Source organism: Mesorhizobium sp. USDA 4132 (assembly GCF_056279545.1).
Window position 1 is genome coordinate 1,853,004 of the sequence record NZ_JBWCCP010000001.1, and the last position, 16,263, is coordinate 1,869,266.

19 protein-coding genes are annotated in these 16,263 nt (G+C 61.6%); 17 read left to right on the forward strand and 2 right to left on the reverse strand.

The annotated features are described in order from the left end of the window. Positions 1 to 27 precede the first annotated feature (27 nt). From ACZ9IU_RS09640 to ACZ9IU_RS09695, 12 genes are all read left to right on the forward strand, one after another. The gene (locus tag ACZ9IU_RS09640) at positions 28 to 2,019 is read left to right on the forward strand and encodes an FUSC family protein (protein WP_038542426.1); all 1,992 of its coding nucleotides are present in this window, start codon (positions 28 to 30) and stop codon (positions 2,017 to 2,019) included. Between the two features lie 60 nt (positions 2,020 to 2,079). Beyond that, positions 2,080 to 2,931 carry an RNA methyltransferase gene (locus ACZ9IU_RS09645; RefSeq protein WP_038542428.1) on the forward strand — a complete coding sequence of 284 codons (852 nt, stop codon included), beginning with the start codon at positions 2,080 to 2,082 and terminating at the stop codon, positions 2,929 to 2,931. After that, positions 2,915 to 3,712, forward strand: coding sequence for a glutamate racemase (murI, locus tag ACZ9IU_RS09650; RefSeq protein ID WP_038542430.1), 798 nt, complete (start codon positions 2,915 to 2,917; stop codon positions 3,710 to 3,712). Before ACZ9IU_RS09645 ends, murI begins: the two co-directional genes overlap by 17 nt. 383 nt (positions 3,713 to 4,095) lie before the next feature. Then, positions 4,096 to 4,332, forward strand: coding sequence for a hypothetical protein (locus tag ACZ9IU_RS09655; protein ID WP_038542432.1), 237 nt, complete (start codon positions 4,096 to 4,098; stop codon positions 4,330 to 4,332). Positions 4,333 to 4,408: 76 nt separating this feature from the next. Beyond that, positions 4,409 to 4,624 (forward strand): hypothetical protein, encoded by a 216-nt coding sequence (locus ACZ9IU_RS09660; RefSeq protein ID WP_157885114.1) that lies wholly within the window; start codon positions 4,409 to 4,411, stop codon positions 4,622 to 4,624. Positions 4,625 to 4,627: 3 nt separating this feature from the next. After that, positions 4,628 to 4,906, forward strand: a complete 279-nt coding sequence (locus ACZ9IU_RS09665; protein WP_038542436.1) for a type II toxin-antitoxin system RelE/ParE family toxin — start codon at positions 4,628 to 4,630, stop codon at positions 4,904 to 4,906. Between the two features lie 14 nt (positions 4,907 to 4,920). Next, positions 4,921 to 5,208: a HigA family addiction module antitoxin gene (locus tag ACZ9IU_RS09670; protein ID WP_038542438.1), complete on the forward strand. Its 288-nt coding sequence runs from the start codon at positions 4,921 to 4,923 to the stop codon at positions 5,206 to 5,208. 86 nt (positions 5,209 to 5,294) lie between these two features. Then, positions 5,295 to 5,933 (forward strand): LysE family translocator, encoded by a 639-nt coding sequence (locus ACZ9IU_RS09675; RefSeq protein WP_038542440.1) that lies wholly within the window; start codon positions 5,295 to 5,297, stop codon positions 5,931 to 5,933. A gap of 23 nt (positions 5,934 to 5,956) precedes the next feature. After that, positions 5,957 to 6,328 carry a GFA family protein gene (locus ACZ9IU_RS09680; protein ID WP_038542443.1) on the forward strand — a complete coding sequence of 124 codons (372 nt, stop codon included), beginning with the start codon at positions 5,957 to 5,959 and terminating at the stop codon, positions 6,326 to 6,328. A 10-nt stretch (positions 6,329 to 6,338) separates the two neighbouring features. Further along, entirely contained in the window at positions 6,339 to 6,971 is a 633-nt protein-coding gene (locus ACZ9IU_RS09685; protein WP_038542445.1) for a LysE family translocator, read from the forward strand. Positions 6,972 to 6,983: 12 nt separating this feature from the next. After that, positions 6,984 to 7,391, forward strand: coding sequence for a VOC family protein (locus tag ACZ9IU_RS09690; RefSeq protein ID WP_173426745.1), 408 nt, complete (start codon positions 6,984 to 6,986; stop codon positions 7,389 to 7,391). 120 nt (positions 7,392 to 7,511) lie between these two features. After that, the gene (locus tag ACZ9IU_RS09695; RefSeq protein ID WP_038542446.1) at positions 7,512 to 9,026 is read left to right on the forward strand and encodes a helicase HerA domain-containing protein; all 1,515 of its coding nucleotides are present in this window, start codon (positions 7,512 to 7,514) and stop codon (positions 9,024 to 9,026) included. Between the two features lie 4 nt (positions 9,027 to 9,030). On the opposite strand, the gene ACZ9IU_RS09700 is transcribed toward ACZ9IU_RS09695, so the two are convergent. Then, the gene (locus ACZ9IU_RS09700) at positions 9,031 to 9,276 is read right to left on the reverse strand and encodes a DUF982 domain-containing protein (protein ID WP_038542449.1); all 246 of its coding nucleotides are present in this window, start codon (positions 9,274 to 9,276) and stop codon (positions 9,031 to 9,033) included. 298 nt (positions 9,277 to 9,574) lie between these two features. On the opposite strand from ACZ9IU_RS09700, the gene rpsD reads away from it, so the two are divergent. Continuing rightward, positions 9,575 to 10,192: a 30S ribosomal protein S4 gene (gene rpsD, locus ACZ9IU_RS09705; protein WP_038542451.1), complete on the forward strand. Its 618-nt coding sequence runs from the start codon at positions 9,575 to 9,577 to the stop codon at positions 10,190 to 10,192. Positions 10,193 to 10,292: 100 nt separating this feature from the next. On the opposite strand, the gene sthA is transcribed toward rpsD, so the two are convergent. Then, complete coding sequence (gene sthA, locus ACZ9IU_RS09710) at positions 10,293 to 11,780, reverse strand: Si-specific NAD(P)(+) transhydrogenase (protein ID WP_038542454.1); 1,488 nt, start codon at positions 11,778 to 11,780, stop codon at positions 10,293 to 10,295. Positions 11,781 to 11,997: 217 nt separating this feature from the next. On the opposite strand from sthA, the gene ACZ9IU_RS09715 reads away from it, so the two are divergent. The 4 genes from ACZ9IU_RS09715 to ACZ9IU_RS09730 all read left to right on the forward strand — a co-directional run bounded on the left by ACZ9IU_RS09715 (position 11,998) and on the right by ACZ9IU_RS09730 (position 16,238). After that, positions 11,998 to 12,738, forward strand: coding sequence for a FadR/GntR family transcriptional regulator (locus ACZ9IU_RS09715; protein ID WP_038542456.1), 741 nt, complete (start codon positions 11,998 to 12,000; stop codon positions 12,736 to 12,738). An 89-nt stretch (positions 12,739 to 12,827) separates the two neighbouring features. Then, positions 12,828 to 14,333 (forward strand): ABC transporter substrate-binding protein, encoded by a 1,506-nt coding sequence (locus ACZ9IU_RS09720; protein ID WP_038549106.1) that lies wholly within the window; start codon positions 12,828 to 12,830, stop codon positions 14,331 to 14,333. Positions 14,334 to 14,418: 85 nt separating this feature from the next. Continuing rightward, on the forward strand, positions 14,419 to 15,366 hold the full coding sequence (locus ACZ9IU_RS09725; protein WP_038542458.1) for an ABC transporter permease: 948 nt from the start codon (positions 14,419 to 14,421) through the stop codon (positions 15,364 to 15,366). Continuing rightward, positions 15,363 to 16,238 carry an ABC transporter permease gene (locus ACZ9IU_RS09730; RefSeq protein WP_038542461.1) on the forward strand — a complete coding sequence of 292 codons (876 nt, stop codon included), beginning with the start codon at positions 15,363 to 15,365 and terminating at the stop codon, positions 16,236 to 16,238. Before ACZ9IU_RS09725 ends, ACZ9IU_RS09730 begins: the two co-directional genes overlap by 4 nt. Positions 16,239 to 16,263 lie beyond the last annotated feature (25 nt).

Genomic DNA, 16,263 nt, shown 5'->3' on the forward strand with positions numbered 1-16,263 from the left:
GGTGCCGGCACCCGCCTGGGGTGGTTGATGACGGTTGCCGCAAAGATCCGAGACTGGCTGCTCGCCAACGACCCGGCGCTGTCGCGCCTGCGCATGGCAGGACGGGTGACGCTGACCGTGATTGGAGCGGTGGCCTGCCTAGCGCTCATCCACATGGCTGGTCTGGCGCCGCCGACGATCGCCTACGGGCTTGCGATCATCCTCTCGATCGAAGGAGGTGTCGCTGTCCGCGACCGGCTGCCGTCGGACCAGTTGAAGACGCGGCTGATCGGCGGCGCCGTCAGCCTCGTCTGCGTCGGGCTGGCCGCGGTGCTCGAAGACTACCGCTACATTTCCGATCCGATGTTCCTGGTCGTCATTGCCGGCGCTACGGTTGGGCGCGTCTACGGGCCGCGCGGATTTGCAGTCGGCATGTTCGCGTTCACGTCCTATTTCATGGGCGCCTATCTCAAGCCGAACCTTTCCGATCTTCCTTTGGGGGCCATCGGTCCGGTGATCGCGGTCGTCATCGGCCATCTGGTCCGCACCTATCTCCTGTCGGACGATTGGCGGCGCGACCTTCTTCGGTCGCTGGTGGCGATCCAGGGCAGGGTGGGCGATATCCTGATGAAGCTCGCGGTTCTATCGAGCGGCGGGATCGTCTCGGATAGCGATCGGCGCGAACTGCGGCAGCTCGAGGAGCGGTTGAAGGACGTCGTGCTGATGGCCGAGGGTTTCCTTCCCCGCACGGCCGACGGCACGATCGATCCGGAAGACGAGCCGCTCACGTCTCTCACGATGAAGATCTTCGACGTGCATCTCGCCGCGGAAAGCGTGATCGTACTCTCCTTCGAAGCGCTGCCGCCTTTCCTGCTCGTTCATGCCCTGATCGAGGACGACCGGGATATGGCCGAGAAGATCGCAGCCAGCCCGGCGGTCGCCGGCGACGACCGGGTGGCGGAGAATGCCCGCGCTCTAATCTGGCTGCAGACGGCGAGGGCGGCCTTGACGGAAGCCGTCGGGGAAGGGCGGCGCGACCGTTTCCGGGTCATCGAGGATGCAACTGCCACGCCGGCCTCGGCAAAGATCGATTTCTCACTCAAGAACCCGGTGATGCGATCCGCGGTGCAGATCACCATCGCGTCGAGCCTGGCGATGGCTTTTGGCCTGATGCTGTCGCGCGACCGTTGGTTCTGGGCGGTACTGACCGCCTTCCTGATCTTCACAAACACCAAGTCGCGCGGCGATGCGGCGATCAGAGCCCTTCAGCGCTCGATCGGCACGCTGCTCGGCATCGCGGCCGGGCTCGTGTTGGCAACGCTGATCGGCGGTTATCCGCTGGTATCGGCGCCGATCGCAGTGCTCTGCATCTTCCTCGGCTTCTATTGCCTGCAGATCTCCTATGCGGCGATGACCTTCTTCATCTCGATCGTGCTCTGCCTGATCTATGGCATGACCGGCGTGCTGACCCTCGACCTCCTGCAGCTCAGGATCGAGGAAACGCTGATCGGCGCTCTAGCGGGAACGATCGTCGCCTTCCTCGTTTTCCCGGCTTCAACACGCTCGACCCTCGATCTCGCGTTGGGGCGCTGGTTCGATGGCCTTCGCGAGCTTCTTTCCGCAGTCAGGGAGGGCCGAAGCGGTTTTGAGATCATCGCGCTCTCTCACAAGCTCGACGCCTCATATCGCGAGGTCACGCTCGCCGCGCGTCCGCTTGGCACCACCTGGTCGGTTGTCAGTCGTCCGGGCCAGGTTCGCCAGACGCTCGGCATCTTCCTCGGCGCTACCTATTGGGCGCGGATCTTCGCCCGCAACGCGGTCCAGGCGGGACACAAGCCGGAAGGCCCTGTGCTGACGGCACTGGAGGATACGTTGGGCAATATCGACGCGCTCTCCGCGCGTGGATCGGAATGTTTCGTGGTGAAGCGTAAGCTGAGCCGCGGCGGCAGCCGCCACCTGCCGATCTTCAAGCACGGCAGTCGCGTTGGCGTCGAAATGATCGGCACCATGCTGGGCAGGCTTTATCCCGCAACGGCATAAGGCTTGCCGATTGCCCCGGTCACCGCTATTGCGGCCTCGGATTTGGATACGGAAACAGAAATGTCAGGCACGAACAGCGAGCGCGAACTTATAGCCGAAGGACCGGCGGTCATCCTGGTCGAGCCGCAGCTCGGCGAGAATATCGGCATGGTGGCGCGCGCCATGGCCAATTTCGGCCTCGCGGAACTACGCCTCGTCAAACCGCGCGACGGTTGGCCGAGCGAAAAGGCTCGCTCCGCCGCCTCCAAGGCCGACCACGTCATCGACGGCACCAAGGTGTTCGAAACGCTGGAAGAAGCGATTGCCGATCTCAATTTCGTTTATGCGACGACGGCGCGCGAGCGCTATGGCTTTAAGCCGGTGCGTTCTCCGGTGACTGCGGCCGAGACCCTGCGCGGTAAGTTCAAGGCAGGCGAGAAGACCGGCATTCTGTTCGGCCGCGAACGCTGGGGTCTCACCAACGAGGAAGTGGCGCTCGCCGACGAGATCGTCACCTTTCCGGTCAATCCCGCTTTCGCCTCGCTCAACATCGCTCAGGCCGTGCTGCTGATGTCCTATGAATGGATGAAATCGGGCATGGAAGATCTTGCCGAGACGGTCTTCCTGCCGATCGAGCAGCGCCCTTCCACCAAGGAACAGGTCATTGGCCTGTTCGAGCACCTGGAAGAGGCGTTGGACGCCCGCAATTATTTCCATCCGCCCGCGAAAAAGCCAAGAATGATCGACAACCTCCGGGCAGTCATCTCGCGGCGGGGTTTTACGGAACAGGAGATCAGCGTGTTCCGGGGCGTCATCAACTCGCTCGACCGTTTTCCCCGCGGATGGTCGAAAAAGGACGGGCCGAAGCCTGAAAAGGCGGATCTGCCCAAAGGGGCATCTGGGGAGAAGACGGGGAATGACGCAGAGGAATGAATCGAAGCCGGTGCTGATGTTCGATTCGGGCATCGGCGGGCTGACGGTGCTGCGCGAGGCGCGCGTGCTGATCCCGGAACGCGGTTTCATCTATGTCGCCGACGATGCCGGTTTTCCCTATGGCGACTGGGAAGAGCCGGCCCTGCGCGAGAGGGTGATCGCGCTCTTTACAAAACTCCTCGATGAATACGATCCCGAAGTCTGTGTCATTTCCTGCAATACCGCTTTCACCCTGGTCGGCGCCGACCTGCGCGAAACCTTTCCGAAGATGACCTTTGTCGGCACCGTTCCGGCGGTCAAGCCGGCGGCCGAACGCACCCGGTCAGGCCTCGTCTCGGTTCTCGCGACCCCCGGCACCGTCAAGCGCGCCTATACCCGCGACCTCATCCAGTCCTTCGCCACCCAGTGTCATGTGCGCCTCGTCGGTTCGCAGAACCTCGCCCGCATGGCGGAAGCGTATATTCGGGGCGAGACGATTTCCGACGAGGCGGTGCTGGCCGAGATCGCGCCGTGTTTCGTCGAGAAGGACGGTCGGAAAACCGATATCGTCGTGCTTGCCTGCACCCATTACCCGTTCATGGCCAATGTGTTCCGCAGGCTTGCCCCCTGGCCGGTGGATTGGCTCGACCCTGCCGAGGCAATCGCCAGGCAGGCACGCAGAAAAGTGCCGCTGGTCGAGGGCGCCGAGCATCCCGACAATTACGACTTTGCCGTCTTCACCTCCGGCAATCCCGACTTCGCCACCCGCCGGCTGATGCAGGGTTTTGGGCTGAGGGCCTGAGCGCCACCGAGCAATGTGGCTTATTTGCCACGGTTTTTTCGTGATGAATGCAATTCGCGATTGTGCGCTTGCTCATCGGGCGATCTCGTGTATTATTTATCCATTCCGCAAATCGAACACAGGAGGCGTGAAATGAAGTCCATTACCATGTATATGCGCCTTTCTGGCGGAACGGCCATTGTGGTCTCGGTGTCTCGCACATCGATGCCGGCCGGTATGTGCTTCCAGGCTGTGTAAGGCTGGATTTCCGCCGTTTTGGCACTTTTCCCATTGATCTGACGTGACCGGCTGACGACGCGATTTACCGCGTTTCCTCGTCCGCATCCGCACGTCTTTCTTCATCTCAGAGGACCTGATCGCGACATGCGCCGGGACGGAAAATCATGCGTGAATCACAATTTATAGTTGCTGATACCCTTTCGGCTGCGGTTCATGAACTCTGCCGCGAGCATGGCGTCTGGAAGACTGCTGGCGCACTGCTCCTGGCAGTCTGGAGGCGTCGTCAAGAACGGAACCAGATCTCTGATCTTTCCAACCGGATGCGCCGCGATGTCGGTTTCCCCGAACTCGAGGACGACCGCGGCAATGCCCGGTTCAACCTTTGGGACCTCCGGCTGTGAAAGGACTGAGATGGGTCCCCGGCGGGACTTGCCGCCGGGGCCTCTCGTGGAGGATTCTATGGCTGGAGCTGAAAGAATGACGGTCGTCTTCCGCAAGCTTTGCCGTGACGATATGGCGGCCGCTGCGAGCGTTCACCGTACTTCCTTCGACGAGCGGCTGCCCTGGTTGGCTCAGCTTTACACACCGGAAGAGGATCGCGGATACTGGAGAGGGCATCTCTTCCCGACATACGACTCCACCGCCGGACCGCATAGTCAAGCTTGTATCGCGTTGCGATACGCGATACGGTGAGCCATGATCGTCAGCTTCCGGCACAAGGGACTCGAGGCTTTTTACCGTTCCGGTACGACGAAAGGCATTCAGGCCGCTCATGCGGCTAAATTGGCGCGCATTCTGGGCCTGCTCGATGTCGCAGTCAGTCCGGAAGATTTGAACTTGCCTGGCTTCAAGCTGCATCCGCTCAAAGGAAACCTGAAAGGCCATTGGTCGATCTGGGTCAACGGCAACTGGCGGGTGACGTTTCGTTTTGTCAGCCCGGACGTCGAACTCGTCGATTATCAAGATTACCACTGAAAGGAGCCGTAACGATGATGAAATCTCCTCCGCACCCCGGTGAGCTTCTGCGCGAGGACGTGCTTGTCCCGCTCGGTCTGTCGGTGACGGAAGCGGCGACGCGTCTCGGCATGTCACGGGTTGCTCTGTCGCGCGTGCTGCATGGACGCGCAGGGATCAGCCCTGATCTGGCGGTCCGCCTGGAGCGAGCGGGCGTCAGTACTGCCCGCGCATGGTTGTCGATGCAGGCGAATTATGACCTGGCGCAGGCCATGGAACGCGAGCAGCCGCCGGTTCGCCCTCTGGATACCAAGGCGGCCTGATCGCGAAAGCAATGCCTGCCAAGAACCCACTTGCAAACTGAAAAAATCGGTGGCTTGCTCCCTCTATTCCATGGAGGAGCATTCGCATGTCGCTTGAACACTGGCTCGCTTTCGTCGCCGCTTCGTCGGTTCTCCTAGCCATTCCGGGGCCGACGATCCTGCTCGTCATTTCTTATGCGCTGAGCCATGGCCGCAAGGTGGCCTCCGCAACGGTTGCCGGCACGGCGCTGGGTGACTTCACGGCGATGACCGCGTCCATGCTCGGGCTGGGTGCTCTGCTTGCGACCTCTGCAGCGCTCTTTACGGTGCTGAAATGGGTGGGTGCTGCTTACCTCATCTATCTCGGTATCAAGCTCTGGCGCGCGCCGGTTTCCGAACGGGCCGCTGATCTCGGCGAAGCCGAAGTGACGTCGGTAAAGCCGTTCAAGATTTTCCTGCATACCTATGTGGTCACCGCACTGAACCCGAAGAGCATTGTCTTCTTCGTGGCCTTCCTGCCGCAGTTCCTGGACCTCAGCCAGCCCCTGTTCTTCCAGATGGTGGTCTTCGAAGTGACCTTCCTGGTGCTCGCGACCCTGAACGCCACGCTCTACGGCCTGCTGGCCTCGATGGCCCGCAACACGATCCGCAAGCCGAAGGTCCAGCGGATCGTCAACCGCACCGGCGGTTCGCTGATGATCGGCGCCGGGCTGCTGTCGGTCGGCTTCAAGCGGGCAGCCGTCTGAGCTTCGTCAAGGAGGAACAGTTGATGATCACCGGGCGTTGCCATTGCGGCGAGACCGTTTTCGAGATCAAGGGCGAACTGCCACAGGCACTCACCCGTTGCACCTGCACCTTCTGCTCCAGGCGCGGCGCGCTGCATGCCTATTACGAGCCGAAGCAGGTGAAGGTCACCGCCGATGCCGCCAATGACAAGGTCTATCGGTGGAACACCAAAACGGTGGCGCATCATTTCTGCGGCACATGCGGCTGCGCCACCTATAGCGACAGCCCGGATTTCCAGATGGACGGCACCTGGGACGGCAAGACCCGGCGTATCGCCGTGAACGCCCGGCTGTTCGACGACTTCGACGCCGAGGAATGGCCGCACACGGTCATCGATGGCCGGCACCTCTGGTAGGAGAAGAGCGATGAGTAACGTTACCCTGTTCGCCTTTGCGATCGTCGCGTTCATTGGCATCGCCACGCCCGGGCCGACCGTTCTCCTGGCGCTCACCAACGGCTCGCGTTATGGTCTGCGCCGTGCGCTGCCTGGCATGGCCGGTGCGATGATCTCCGATTTCGCGCTGATCGGCGCAGTGGCTCTCGGCCTCGGCGCTCTGCTGGCAGCCTCAGAATTCTGGTTCTCGGTCGTCAAATGGCTGGGTGCCGGTTATCTCGCGTTTCTCGGGTTCATGCTTCTGCGCTCGAAAGGCTCGCTTGACGTAACGGCAGGCGATGCCGCGGCCGGTTCGGGTTCCGCAACGTCAATCTTCCTGAAGAGCTTCCTTGTCGCGGTTACCAATCCCAAGGGATACCTGTTCTTCTCGGCTTTCCTGCCGCAGTTCATAGCGCCAGAGGCGCCGCAGTTTCCGCAATATGCGATCCTGGCGCTCGTTTTTGCGCTCATCGATTTCGCCGTTATGTTCGCCTATGCGTTGCTCGGCTCGCGGGCGGTGCATCTGTTGAAGAAGAAAGGCGCGCTCTGGCTTGACCGGCTCTGTGGTGGCGCGCTTCTGGCGCTCGCGGGGTCTCTGGCGCTCTACCGAAGGGCCGCTTCGTAAAGGAAGAACCCGATGTCTGGTCCAGTGAAATCCGTCCGGCCCTTCCTGATGTTCCAGGGCGGCACCTGCGAAGAGGCGATCACCGTTTATACCTCGGTGCTGCCGGCTGGCAGGATCGTCGACATCAGGCGTTACGGACCGGGCGAGGCGGGGCCGGAAGGCAGCGTGTTTCGCGCCACCTTCGAGGTCGCGGGCCAGCAGGTGGTCTGTATCGACAGCCCGGTAAAACATGTCTTCGATTTCACGCCGTCCTTTTCCTTTTTTGTGGAATGCGAGGCGGAAGAGGAGCTCACGCGGCTGGCCGGAGCCCTGAGCGAGGGCGGGATGTTCCTGATGCCCACCGACAATTACGGGTTCAGCCGGAAATTCTGCTGGCTTCAGGATCGTTTCGGCATCTCTTGGCAGCTCAATTTCGAGTAGCTCCCAAAGGCCTGTGCATTTTCGATCTTGCCCGGCGAAACGAATCCCGATCTCTGTTAGAGTTCCGGAGTCGCGGCTTCTAACGGTCACCGCGAAGAGACAGCATACGAGGTAAGTGCATTGCAGGTCGGCATCGATATGGGAATTGTGTCCGGGGGCGATCCGGCCAAGCTCGATATCGAGGAGCTTCTGGCGACCCGTCTGCTCGTGCAGGGAAATTCCGGCTCCGGCAAGTCACATCTCCTGCGCCGCCTTCTGGAACAGTCCGCGCCCTGGGTGCAGCAGGTGGTGATCGATCCGGAAGGCGATTTCGTCACGCTCTCTGAAAAATTCGGCCATGTCGTGGTCGATGGCGAGCGCAGCGAAGCCGAGCTTGCCGGCATCGCCAACCGCATCCGCAAGAATCGCGTCTCCTGCGTCCTGACGCTCGAAGGCCTCGATCTCGAAGAGCAGATGCGCGCCGCCGCCGCCTTCCTCAACGGCATGTTCGATGCCGATCGCGAATACTGGTATCCGGTTCTGGTCGTGGTCGACGAAGCGCAGATGTTTGCGCCATCGGTCGGCGGCGATGTGTCGGAAGACGCCAGAAAGCTTTCGCTCGGTGCAATGACCAACCTGATGTGCCGTGGCCGAAAACGTGGCCTTGCCGGCGTCATCGCGACCCAGCGGCTGGCAAAGCTCGCCAAGAACGTCGCGGCCGAAGCCTCGAACTTCCTGATGGGCCGCACCTTCCTCGATATCGACATGGCCCGCGCCGCCGATCTGCTCGGCATGGATCGCCGCCAGGCGGAAATGTTTCGCGATCTGAAACGTGGCAATTTCGTCGCCCTTGGCCCGGCTCTGTCGCGCCGGCCGTTGCCGATCGTCATCGGTACGGTCGAGACCTCGGCACGCTCTTCGAGCCCCAAGCTGATGCCGCTGCCGGATGCGCCGCAGGATGTTGAGGACCTGATCTTCACGCCGGATCCGGAAGAATTTTCCCGGCCGATGGTCCGCCGCGCCCCGCCGGCGCCGCGGCCGACGACGGATATCCTGGCCGAACTGTCGCGCTCGACGCCATCAGCGGTGGCGGCACCGCAGGAGCCGCGTGTCGCCCAGCCGGAATTGTCCGCCGAAGAGCGCGAAGAACGGTTGTCCGCCGTCCTGTCCGAAATTCTCGACGATCCGCAATCCGCCTACCGGACGGATTCCGTCCTATATCAGGATTTTCTGGTACGCGCCCGGATGCGGCGCCTGCCGGGTCCGCCGCTCTCGCTCGGTGAATTCCGCCGCCGCACGGCAATCACCCGTTCCGGCGTCGACGTGGAAACCGCTTCCGGCGAGGCCTGGGGGACAGCGCTGTCGCTGTCATCAGCCGTTTCGGATGACCTGCAGGGCGTTTTCCTGCTGATGGCGAAGGCGGCGATATCAGGCGAACCATGCCCGTCGGATGCACGGATCGCCCGGGCCTACGGCACCCACTCGGCGCGTCGCGCCCGTCGCTTGCTCGGTTATTTCGAGGAACAGGGGCTGATCGTCGTGCATGCTAACTTTTCGGGCAAACGCATCGTTGCCTTCCCGGATCTGCAGGCGGAGACCGCGCCCGGCAGCGCCGATGCGCCGGATGAGGGCGAGGCGAGGGCCGCTGCCGAATAAGCCGTCAGTGGATGTGAAAATGCGCTTCCACCGCTGCGGCGATAAAGGCGCGCCGGGCTTCCGAGGGCCTCGACTTTCCCTTCAGTGCTTCGTCGCAAACCTGTTCCGCCAGATGATGCTGACTGCCGTGATAGTCCGGCCAGAAGCGGTCGAGGACTGTTTTTGCCTCGCGTACCGTCTTGACGGTGCGGACCATGCCGGTTTCGGGATTCTCGATCCTGATCGGGCTGTTCCAGAGTTTCGATTTCATGACACGACACCTCCTTTCCTTAAGATGGTACGAACCCCCTGTTCCGTCAAAAAAGCCTGCGGACAGCCTTGCCGAAAGGTTAAGAGACCGGTGCAGTTGACATTCCTGTGACATCCGCCTAAACACCGCGCCAACGCCGGGCCGAAAGACCCGGTGTTTCACTGACATGTCCCGTGGTTTTCTCCGAACGCTTTCGTGAGAGACCTGTCAGAGCTCTTAAATCAGGGCTCAGAGGAGGGCGTGTTTCCTTGATCCGGCTTGGCAGCAAGTCGGTGTAACCGTTTGATAAGGAAATACGATGAGCAAGCGCGAATCGTCCAAATACAAGATCGACCGCCGTATGGGCGAAAACATCTGGGGTCGTCCGAAGTCCCCGGTGAACCGCCGCGAATACGGCCCGGGCCAGCACGGCCAGCGCCGCAAGGGCAAGCTTTCCGACTTCGGCGTGCAGCTGCGCGCCAAGCAGAAGCTCAAGGGCTATTACGGCGACCTGCGCGAAAAGCAGTTCCGCTCGATCTATGACGAAGCCAACCGCCGCAAGGGCGACACTTCGGAAAACCTGATCGGTCTGCTCGAATCGCGCCTCGACGCGATCGTCTACCGCGCCAAGTTCGTTCCGACGGTCTTTGCTGCCCGCCAGTTCGTCAACCATGGCCACGTCACCGTCAACGGCGTTCGCGTCAACATCGGTTCCTACCGTTGCAAGGCCGGCGACGTCATCGAAGTCCGCCAGAAGTCGAAGCAGATGGTTACGGTTCTCGAAGCCGTTTCGCTCGCTGAACGCGACGTTCCGGACTATATCGAAGCCGACCACAACAAGATGGTTGCCACCTTCGCCCGCGTTCCGGGCCTGAGCGACGTTCCTTACGCCGTTATCATGGAACCGCAGCTGGTCGTCGAATTCTACTCGCGTTGATGAATTGCCCTTCGGGGCGGTTCCGCGACACCAAAGAAAAAGCCGCCTTTCGGGGCGGCTTTTTTTCGTTTGATCGGACGGCTTGGCGAGAATTACCGCCTCACTTGGAGGCGGATTTTTTCTTCTCGCTGGCAGGTTCCGTGGTGGTCGCGGTCGTGTCCGTGGACTGGGAGGTTGCGACCGGTGCTTCCTTCGGGCCTTCGCCCATGCGGTTCCAGGCGTCGAGGCCGGCGATCTTGTAGGCTTCGGCGAGCGTCGGGTAGTTGAACGTGTTCTCGACGAAATATTCGACGGTGCCCTTGAGGTTCAGGACTGCCTGGCCGATGTGGACGAGTTCAGTCGCCCCTTCGCCGACGATGTGGACGCCGAGCAGGCGGCGGGTCTTCAGCGAGAAGATCAGCTTCAGGAGGCCGGTATCGAGGCCCATGATATGGCCGCGCGAGGTCTCGCGGAAGCGGGCGATGCCGCATTCGTAGGGAATGCCGCGCTCCTTCATTTCCTCTTCGGTGAGGCCGCAGGTGGAGATTTCCGGCACGGCATAGATGCCGTAGGGGAAATATTTCTGCGGTTCCTTGGCAATCGCGCCGACGGCGACGCGCGCCGCGACGCGGCCTTGTTCCATCGAGGTCGAGGCGAGGCTCGGAAAGCCGACGACATCGCCGGCGGCATAGATGTTGGGAACGGAGGTCTCGAAGGTCTCGGGATTGACCTTGAGGCGGCCGCGGCTGTCGGCCTCGAGGCCGGCTGCGGCGAGGTTCAGTGTGTCGGTGGCGCCCATGCGGCCGGCGGCGAACAGCACCATGTCGGTAATGATCTGGCGGCCGCTGTCCACGTGCACCATAACCTTGCCGTCCGGCAGCCGTTCCACCTTGTCCGCCTTCTGGCCGAGCAGCAGCTTCATGTTACGGTCGCGCAGCTGGTAGGTGAAGTCTTCGACGATTTCCTTGTCGATGAAGTCGAGCATGGTCGATTTCGGATCGATGACGGTGACGGCGGTATCCAGGGCACTGAAGATGGTCGCATATTCGATGCCGATAACGCCGGCGCCGATGACCACCATCGAACGGGGGAGTTGCTCGATTTCGAGCAGCTCGTCGCTGTCGAGAACCGTCTTGCCGTCGAAGGGCATGTAGTCGGGACGGAAGGGTTTGGTGCCCACCGCGAGCAGGATCGATTTGCCCATGACGTGCATGACGTCGCCGTCGTCCTTGGCGATTGCCATCGTGTCGGGCGTGACGAAAGTCGCCTTGCCACGGATGCTCTGGACGCGGTTTCGGGCGAACTGGTGTTCCAGCACCTCGACCTCGTGGTCGAGCGTGATCAGCAGGCGACGACGCAGGTCCTCCGCACTGATCTCCTGCTTGACCCGATAGGCCTTGCCGTAGAAGCCGCGCTCGCGCCAGCCGGACAGGTTGAGCGCCGTTTCGCGCAGCGTCTTCGACGGGATCGTGCCCGTATGGACAGAAACGCCTCCGACCCTCTTGCCCTGTTCGACGACCAGAACCTTCTTGTCGAGCTTGGCTGCCTGGATGGCCGCGCGGCGACCGGCCGGTCCGCTGCCGACGACGATGAGGTCGTATTGGTTCATGGGATGCTCCGCTCCGAATCTGACGGCTGCCGCAATGCGGCAGCACTCACGAATCCCTTTGTAGCCGCCTATTCTAAAGTTTTGATTGCGGCCCGTCCAAGCCTTGATTTCAATCTGCATGCATCAATTTTGTGCACTGCAAGAATTGCCGAAAAATTAACTTGACGGAGGTCAGGAAATGCCGTCCATTCGGACCAATCAGAAATTGGTACGATAAATGGTACAGGACAAAGCCGGCGAGGCTCATGACAATTCGAGCTATGCGCTGGATCGCCTGAGGGAGCTTTTAAGGGCGGGGGAATTCGGTTCTGAGGGCCGCCTGCCGACCGAACGGGCGTTGACCGATATGCTGGGCATTAGCCGGCGCGCGGTGCGACGTGCACTCGAGGTGCTCGAATCCGAAGGCCTAATCTGGCGTCGCCAGGGCTCAGGCACCTTTATCGGCGAAAGGCCGAGCGAGTGGAGCAACCATGTGGGCGCGATCGTCGCCGGCACGGACTTCATGGAGATCATGGAAGTCCGTCTGAGGATCGAACCGCAGCTCGCCCAGCTGGCGGCCATGCGTGCCAAGCCGGCGGATATCGTCAAGATGCAAGAGATCGCCTTGAAGATCATCGAGAGCAGCGATGCCGACGCCCGCGAACTGTGGGATGGAACGCTGCACCGGTTGATCGCCCAGAGCGCCGGCAACCAGCTTTTCCTGTCGATCTTCGACGTCATCAATCGTGTCCGCCAGGACGAGGCATGGCGGGCGATCCGCGAGCGCGCCCGTTCGAGCGGCGACGCGGTCAACATCTCGTTTGCGCAGCACAAGACCATCATCGAGGCGATCGCCGAACGTGATCCGGTACGGGCAGGGGAGGCGATGCGCGAACACCTGCTGATGCTTCAGGAGCGGCTCATCCGCGCGACGTCCCTTGGCTCCGTGGAACAGGGATCGCTCAGCGAAGCAAGCTGAATGGCCGCCATGCGGCCCACCACCGGAAGCCGGAAACCGGCCAAGACTAAAAACAGGAACCTAAAAACAAGAGAGGAATGTTCATCATGATGCGACTTACCAAGCTTACGACCGCGCTGCTGGCCGGCGCGCTTTTCGCCTTTCCGGCGCTTGCGGTCGATTTACGCATCGGGCTGCAGGACGATGCCGACGTTCTCGATCCGGCCCAGTCCCGCACCTTCGTCGGACGTATCGTCTATACTGCGCTGTGCGACAAGCTGGTCGACGTTTCGCCCGACCTGAAGATCGTTCCCCAACTCGCCACTGAGTGGAAATGGTCCGCCGACGGCAAGGAACTGACGATGAAGATCCGCGAGGGCGTCAAGTTCCATGACGACACCCCGCTCGATGCCGCCGCCGTGGTTGCCACCATCGAACGTAATATGACCCTGCCGGAATCTCGCCGCAAGAGCGAACTGACGTCCGTCGCCAAGGTCGAGGCATCTGGTCCGCTGGAAGTCAAGTTCACGCTGAAGGCTCCCGACGTGACGCTGCTCGCCCAACTCTCCGACCGCGCCGGCATGATCGTCTCGCCGACCGCCGCCAAGGCGCTCGGCGCCAATTTCGGCTCCAAGCCTGTCTGCGCCGGCCCGTTCAAGTTTGTCGAGCGCGTCCAGCAGGACCGCATCGTGCTCGAAAAATTCAAGGATTACTGGAACAAGGACAAGATCTTCGTCGACAAGGTCACATACCTGCCGATCCCGGATACGACCGTGCGCCTTGCCAACCTGCAGTCGGGTGACCTTGACTTCATCGAGCGTCTGGCTCCGACCGACGTTACCGCCGTCAAGGGCAATTCGGGCCTGAAATACGATGCGACCGTCAACATCGGATACATGGCGCTCTACGCCAATATCGCCAACGGCGCGCGTGCCGACAATCCGTTCGGCAAGGACAAGCGCCTGCGCCAGGCCTTCTCGCTGGCGATCGACCGCGACGCCATGAATCAGATCGTCTACGAAGGCACCGCCGTTGGCGGCAATCAGCCGTTCCCGCCGAATAGCCCGTGGTTCAACAAGGCAATCCCGGTTCCCGCCCGCGATGTCGCCAAGGCCAAGGCTCTGATCAAGGCCGCCGGTTTCGACCGTGTCCCGGTCGAGCTGCAGATTCCGAACAACCCGGTTGCCCAGCAGATGATGCAGATCCTGCAGTCGATGGTCGCCGAAGCCGGCTTCGACGTCAGCCTGAAGTCGACCGAGTTCGCGACGCTGCTCGAAGAGCAGACCCGCGGCAATTTTCAGCTTAGCCGCTCCGACTGGTCCGGCCGTGTCGATCCGGATGGCAATATCCATCAGTTCATCACCTGCAAGGGCGGTATCAACGACGTGAAATACTGCAACCCGGACGTCGACAAGCTGCTCAACGAAGCGCGCGCCTCGACCGACGACGCGGTCCGCAAGCAGAAATACGATGCTGCGGGAGTGATCCTCAACGAAGACATGCCGGTCATCTATCTCGGTCATCAGTCGTGGATCTGGGCTTACAAGAAGAACGTCACGGGTTTCGTGCCCAATCCTGACGGCATGATCCGCCTGCAAGGCGTCAAGAAGGGCTAAGCCTCCCGTGCCGCGTGGGGAGTGGACCCATGCGGCACTTTTCCGCATCACTTTGTAACAATGTTGCTCAACGGGGGACGGCGTCATGCCTGTCTACATCGGAAAGCGTCTGCTGGTCGCCATACCGACCTTGCTGATCATCTCCATTTTTGTCTTTTCACTGCAGAAATTGCTGCCCGGCGATCCCATTCTGGCGATGGCCGGCGAGGAGCGCGATCCGACGGTCATCGAATTCCTGCGCGACAAATACCGGCTGAACGATCCGGTCGTCTTCCAGTATTTCTACTGGCTCGGCGGTGTCCTGACCGGTGACTTCGGCATCTCGCTGCGCACCAACCAGCCGGTCCTGGAACTGATCCTCCAGAAGCTGCCGGTGACGATCCAGCTCGCCGTCATGGCGATGTTCTTCGCCATGCTGATCGGCATTCCGATCGGCATCCTGGCAGCGGTCAAGAAGAACACGTTTATCGATTACATCGCCAATGTGCTGGCGCTGACCGGCCTGTCCATCCCGAATTTCTGGCTCGGCATCATGCTCATCCTGCTGATCTCGGTGCAGCTTGGCTGGCTGCCGGCCTCGGGCTTTGAGTCGATCTTCGTCGATCCTGTCCGGTCCCTGCAGACCATGGTCATGCCGGCCTTCGTACTCGGCAATGCGCTGGCCGCGACCCTGATGCGTCATACCCGCTCGGCGATGATCGGCGTGCTCAGCGCCGACTATATCCGCACCGCCCGCGCCAAGGGGCTTTCTCCGCGGGAAGTCATTCTGAGCCACAGTTTCCGCAATGCGCTTCTGCCGGTGGTGACGCTGTCGGCGCTGCTGTTTGGCGAACTGCTGGCCGGCGCCGTCCTGACAGAACAGATCTTCACCATTCCGGGCTTCGGCAAGCTGATCGTCGATGCCGTCTTCAACCGCGACTACGCGGTGGTGCAGGGCGTCGTGCTGTGCACGGCAGTCGGCTTCATCTTGATGAACCTTTTCGCCGACGTTCTTTATGTCCTCCTCAATCCGCGTCTGAGGGCCACCCTATGACCACGATCGACCAAGCGCCGCCGGTTGCGGCAGCCAAGCGCGACAGGAGCCGCGCATGGCGAAAGATGAAGAAGAACCGGAGCGCGCTCGTCGGCGCAGTCTTCGTGCTGTTCTTCGCAATCCTCGCGGCCAGCGCGCCGATCCTGCCGATCATCGATCCCGTCGCGACAAGCTGGACGGCGATCCGCAAGGCGCCTTCGGCCATGCACTGGCTCGGCACCGACGATCTCGGCCGCGACATCCTGTCCCGCATGATCTGGGGGGCCCGGGCGTCGCTGATGGCCGGGGTGTTCTCCGTCGTCATCGCGGTCGGCATCGGCGTGCCCTTCGGCCTCGTCTCCGGTTATTTCGGCGGCTGGGTGGACATGGTGATCTCGCGCATCACCGAGGCGCTGCTCGCCATGCCCTTCCTGATCATGGCGATCGCGCTCGCCGCATTCCTGGGCCCGAGCCTGATGAATGCGATGATCGCCATCGGCCTGTCCGCCATGCCGATCTTCGTGCGGCTGACCCGCGGTCAGGTCCTGGCGGTCAAGACGGAGGATTATGTCGAAGGCGCACGTGCCGTTGGCCTGAACCACTTTGAAATCATGACCCGCTACATCCTGCCCAACGTCTTTGCCCCGATCATCGTCCAGGCGACGCTGACGATCGCAACCGCGATCATCGCCGAGGCGAGCCTTTCCTTCCTCGGCCTCGGCCAGCAGCCGCCATCCCCGTCCTGGGGCTCGATGCTGAACGTCGCCAAGAACTTCCTGAGCCAGGCGCCCTGGATGGCGATGTGGCCGGGTGCGGCGATCTTCCTCGTCGTTATTGGTTTCAATCTCCTGGGCGATGGCCTGCGCGATGCGCTGGATCCCCGCGAAGCATGATGACCGCGCGAAGCGTGATGTGAAA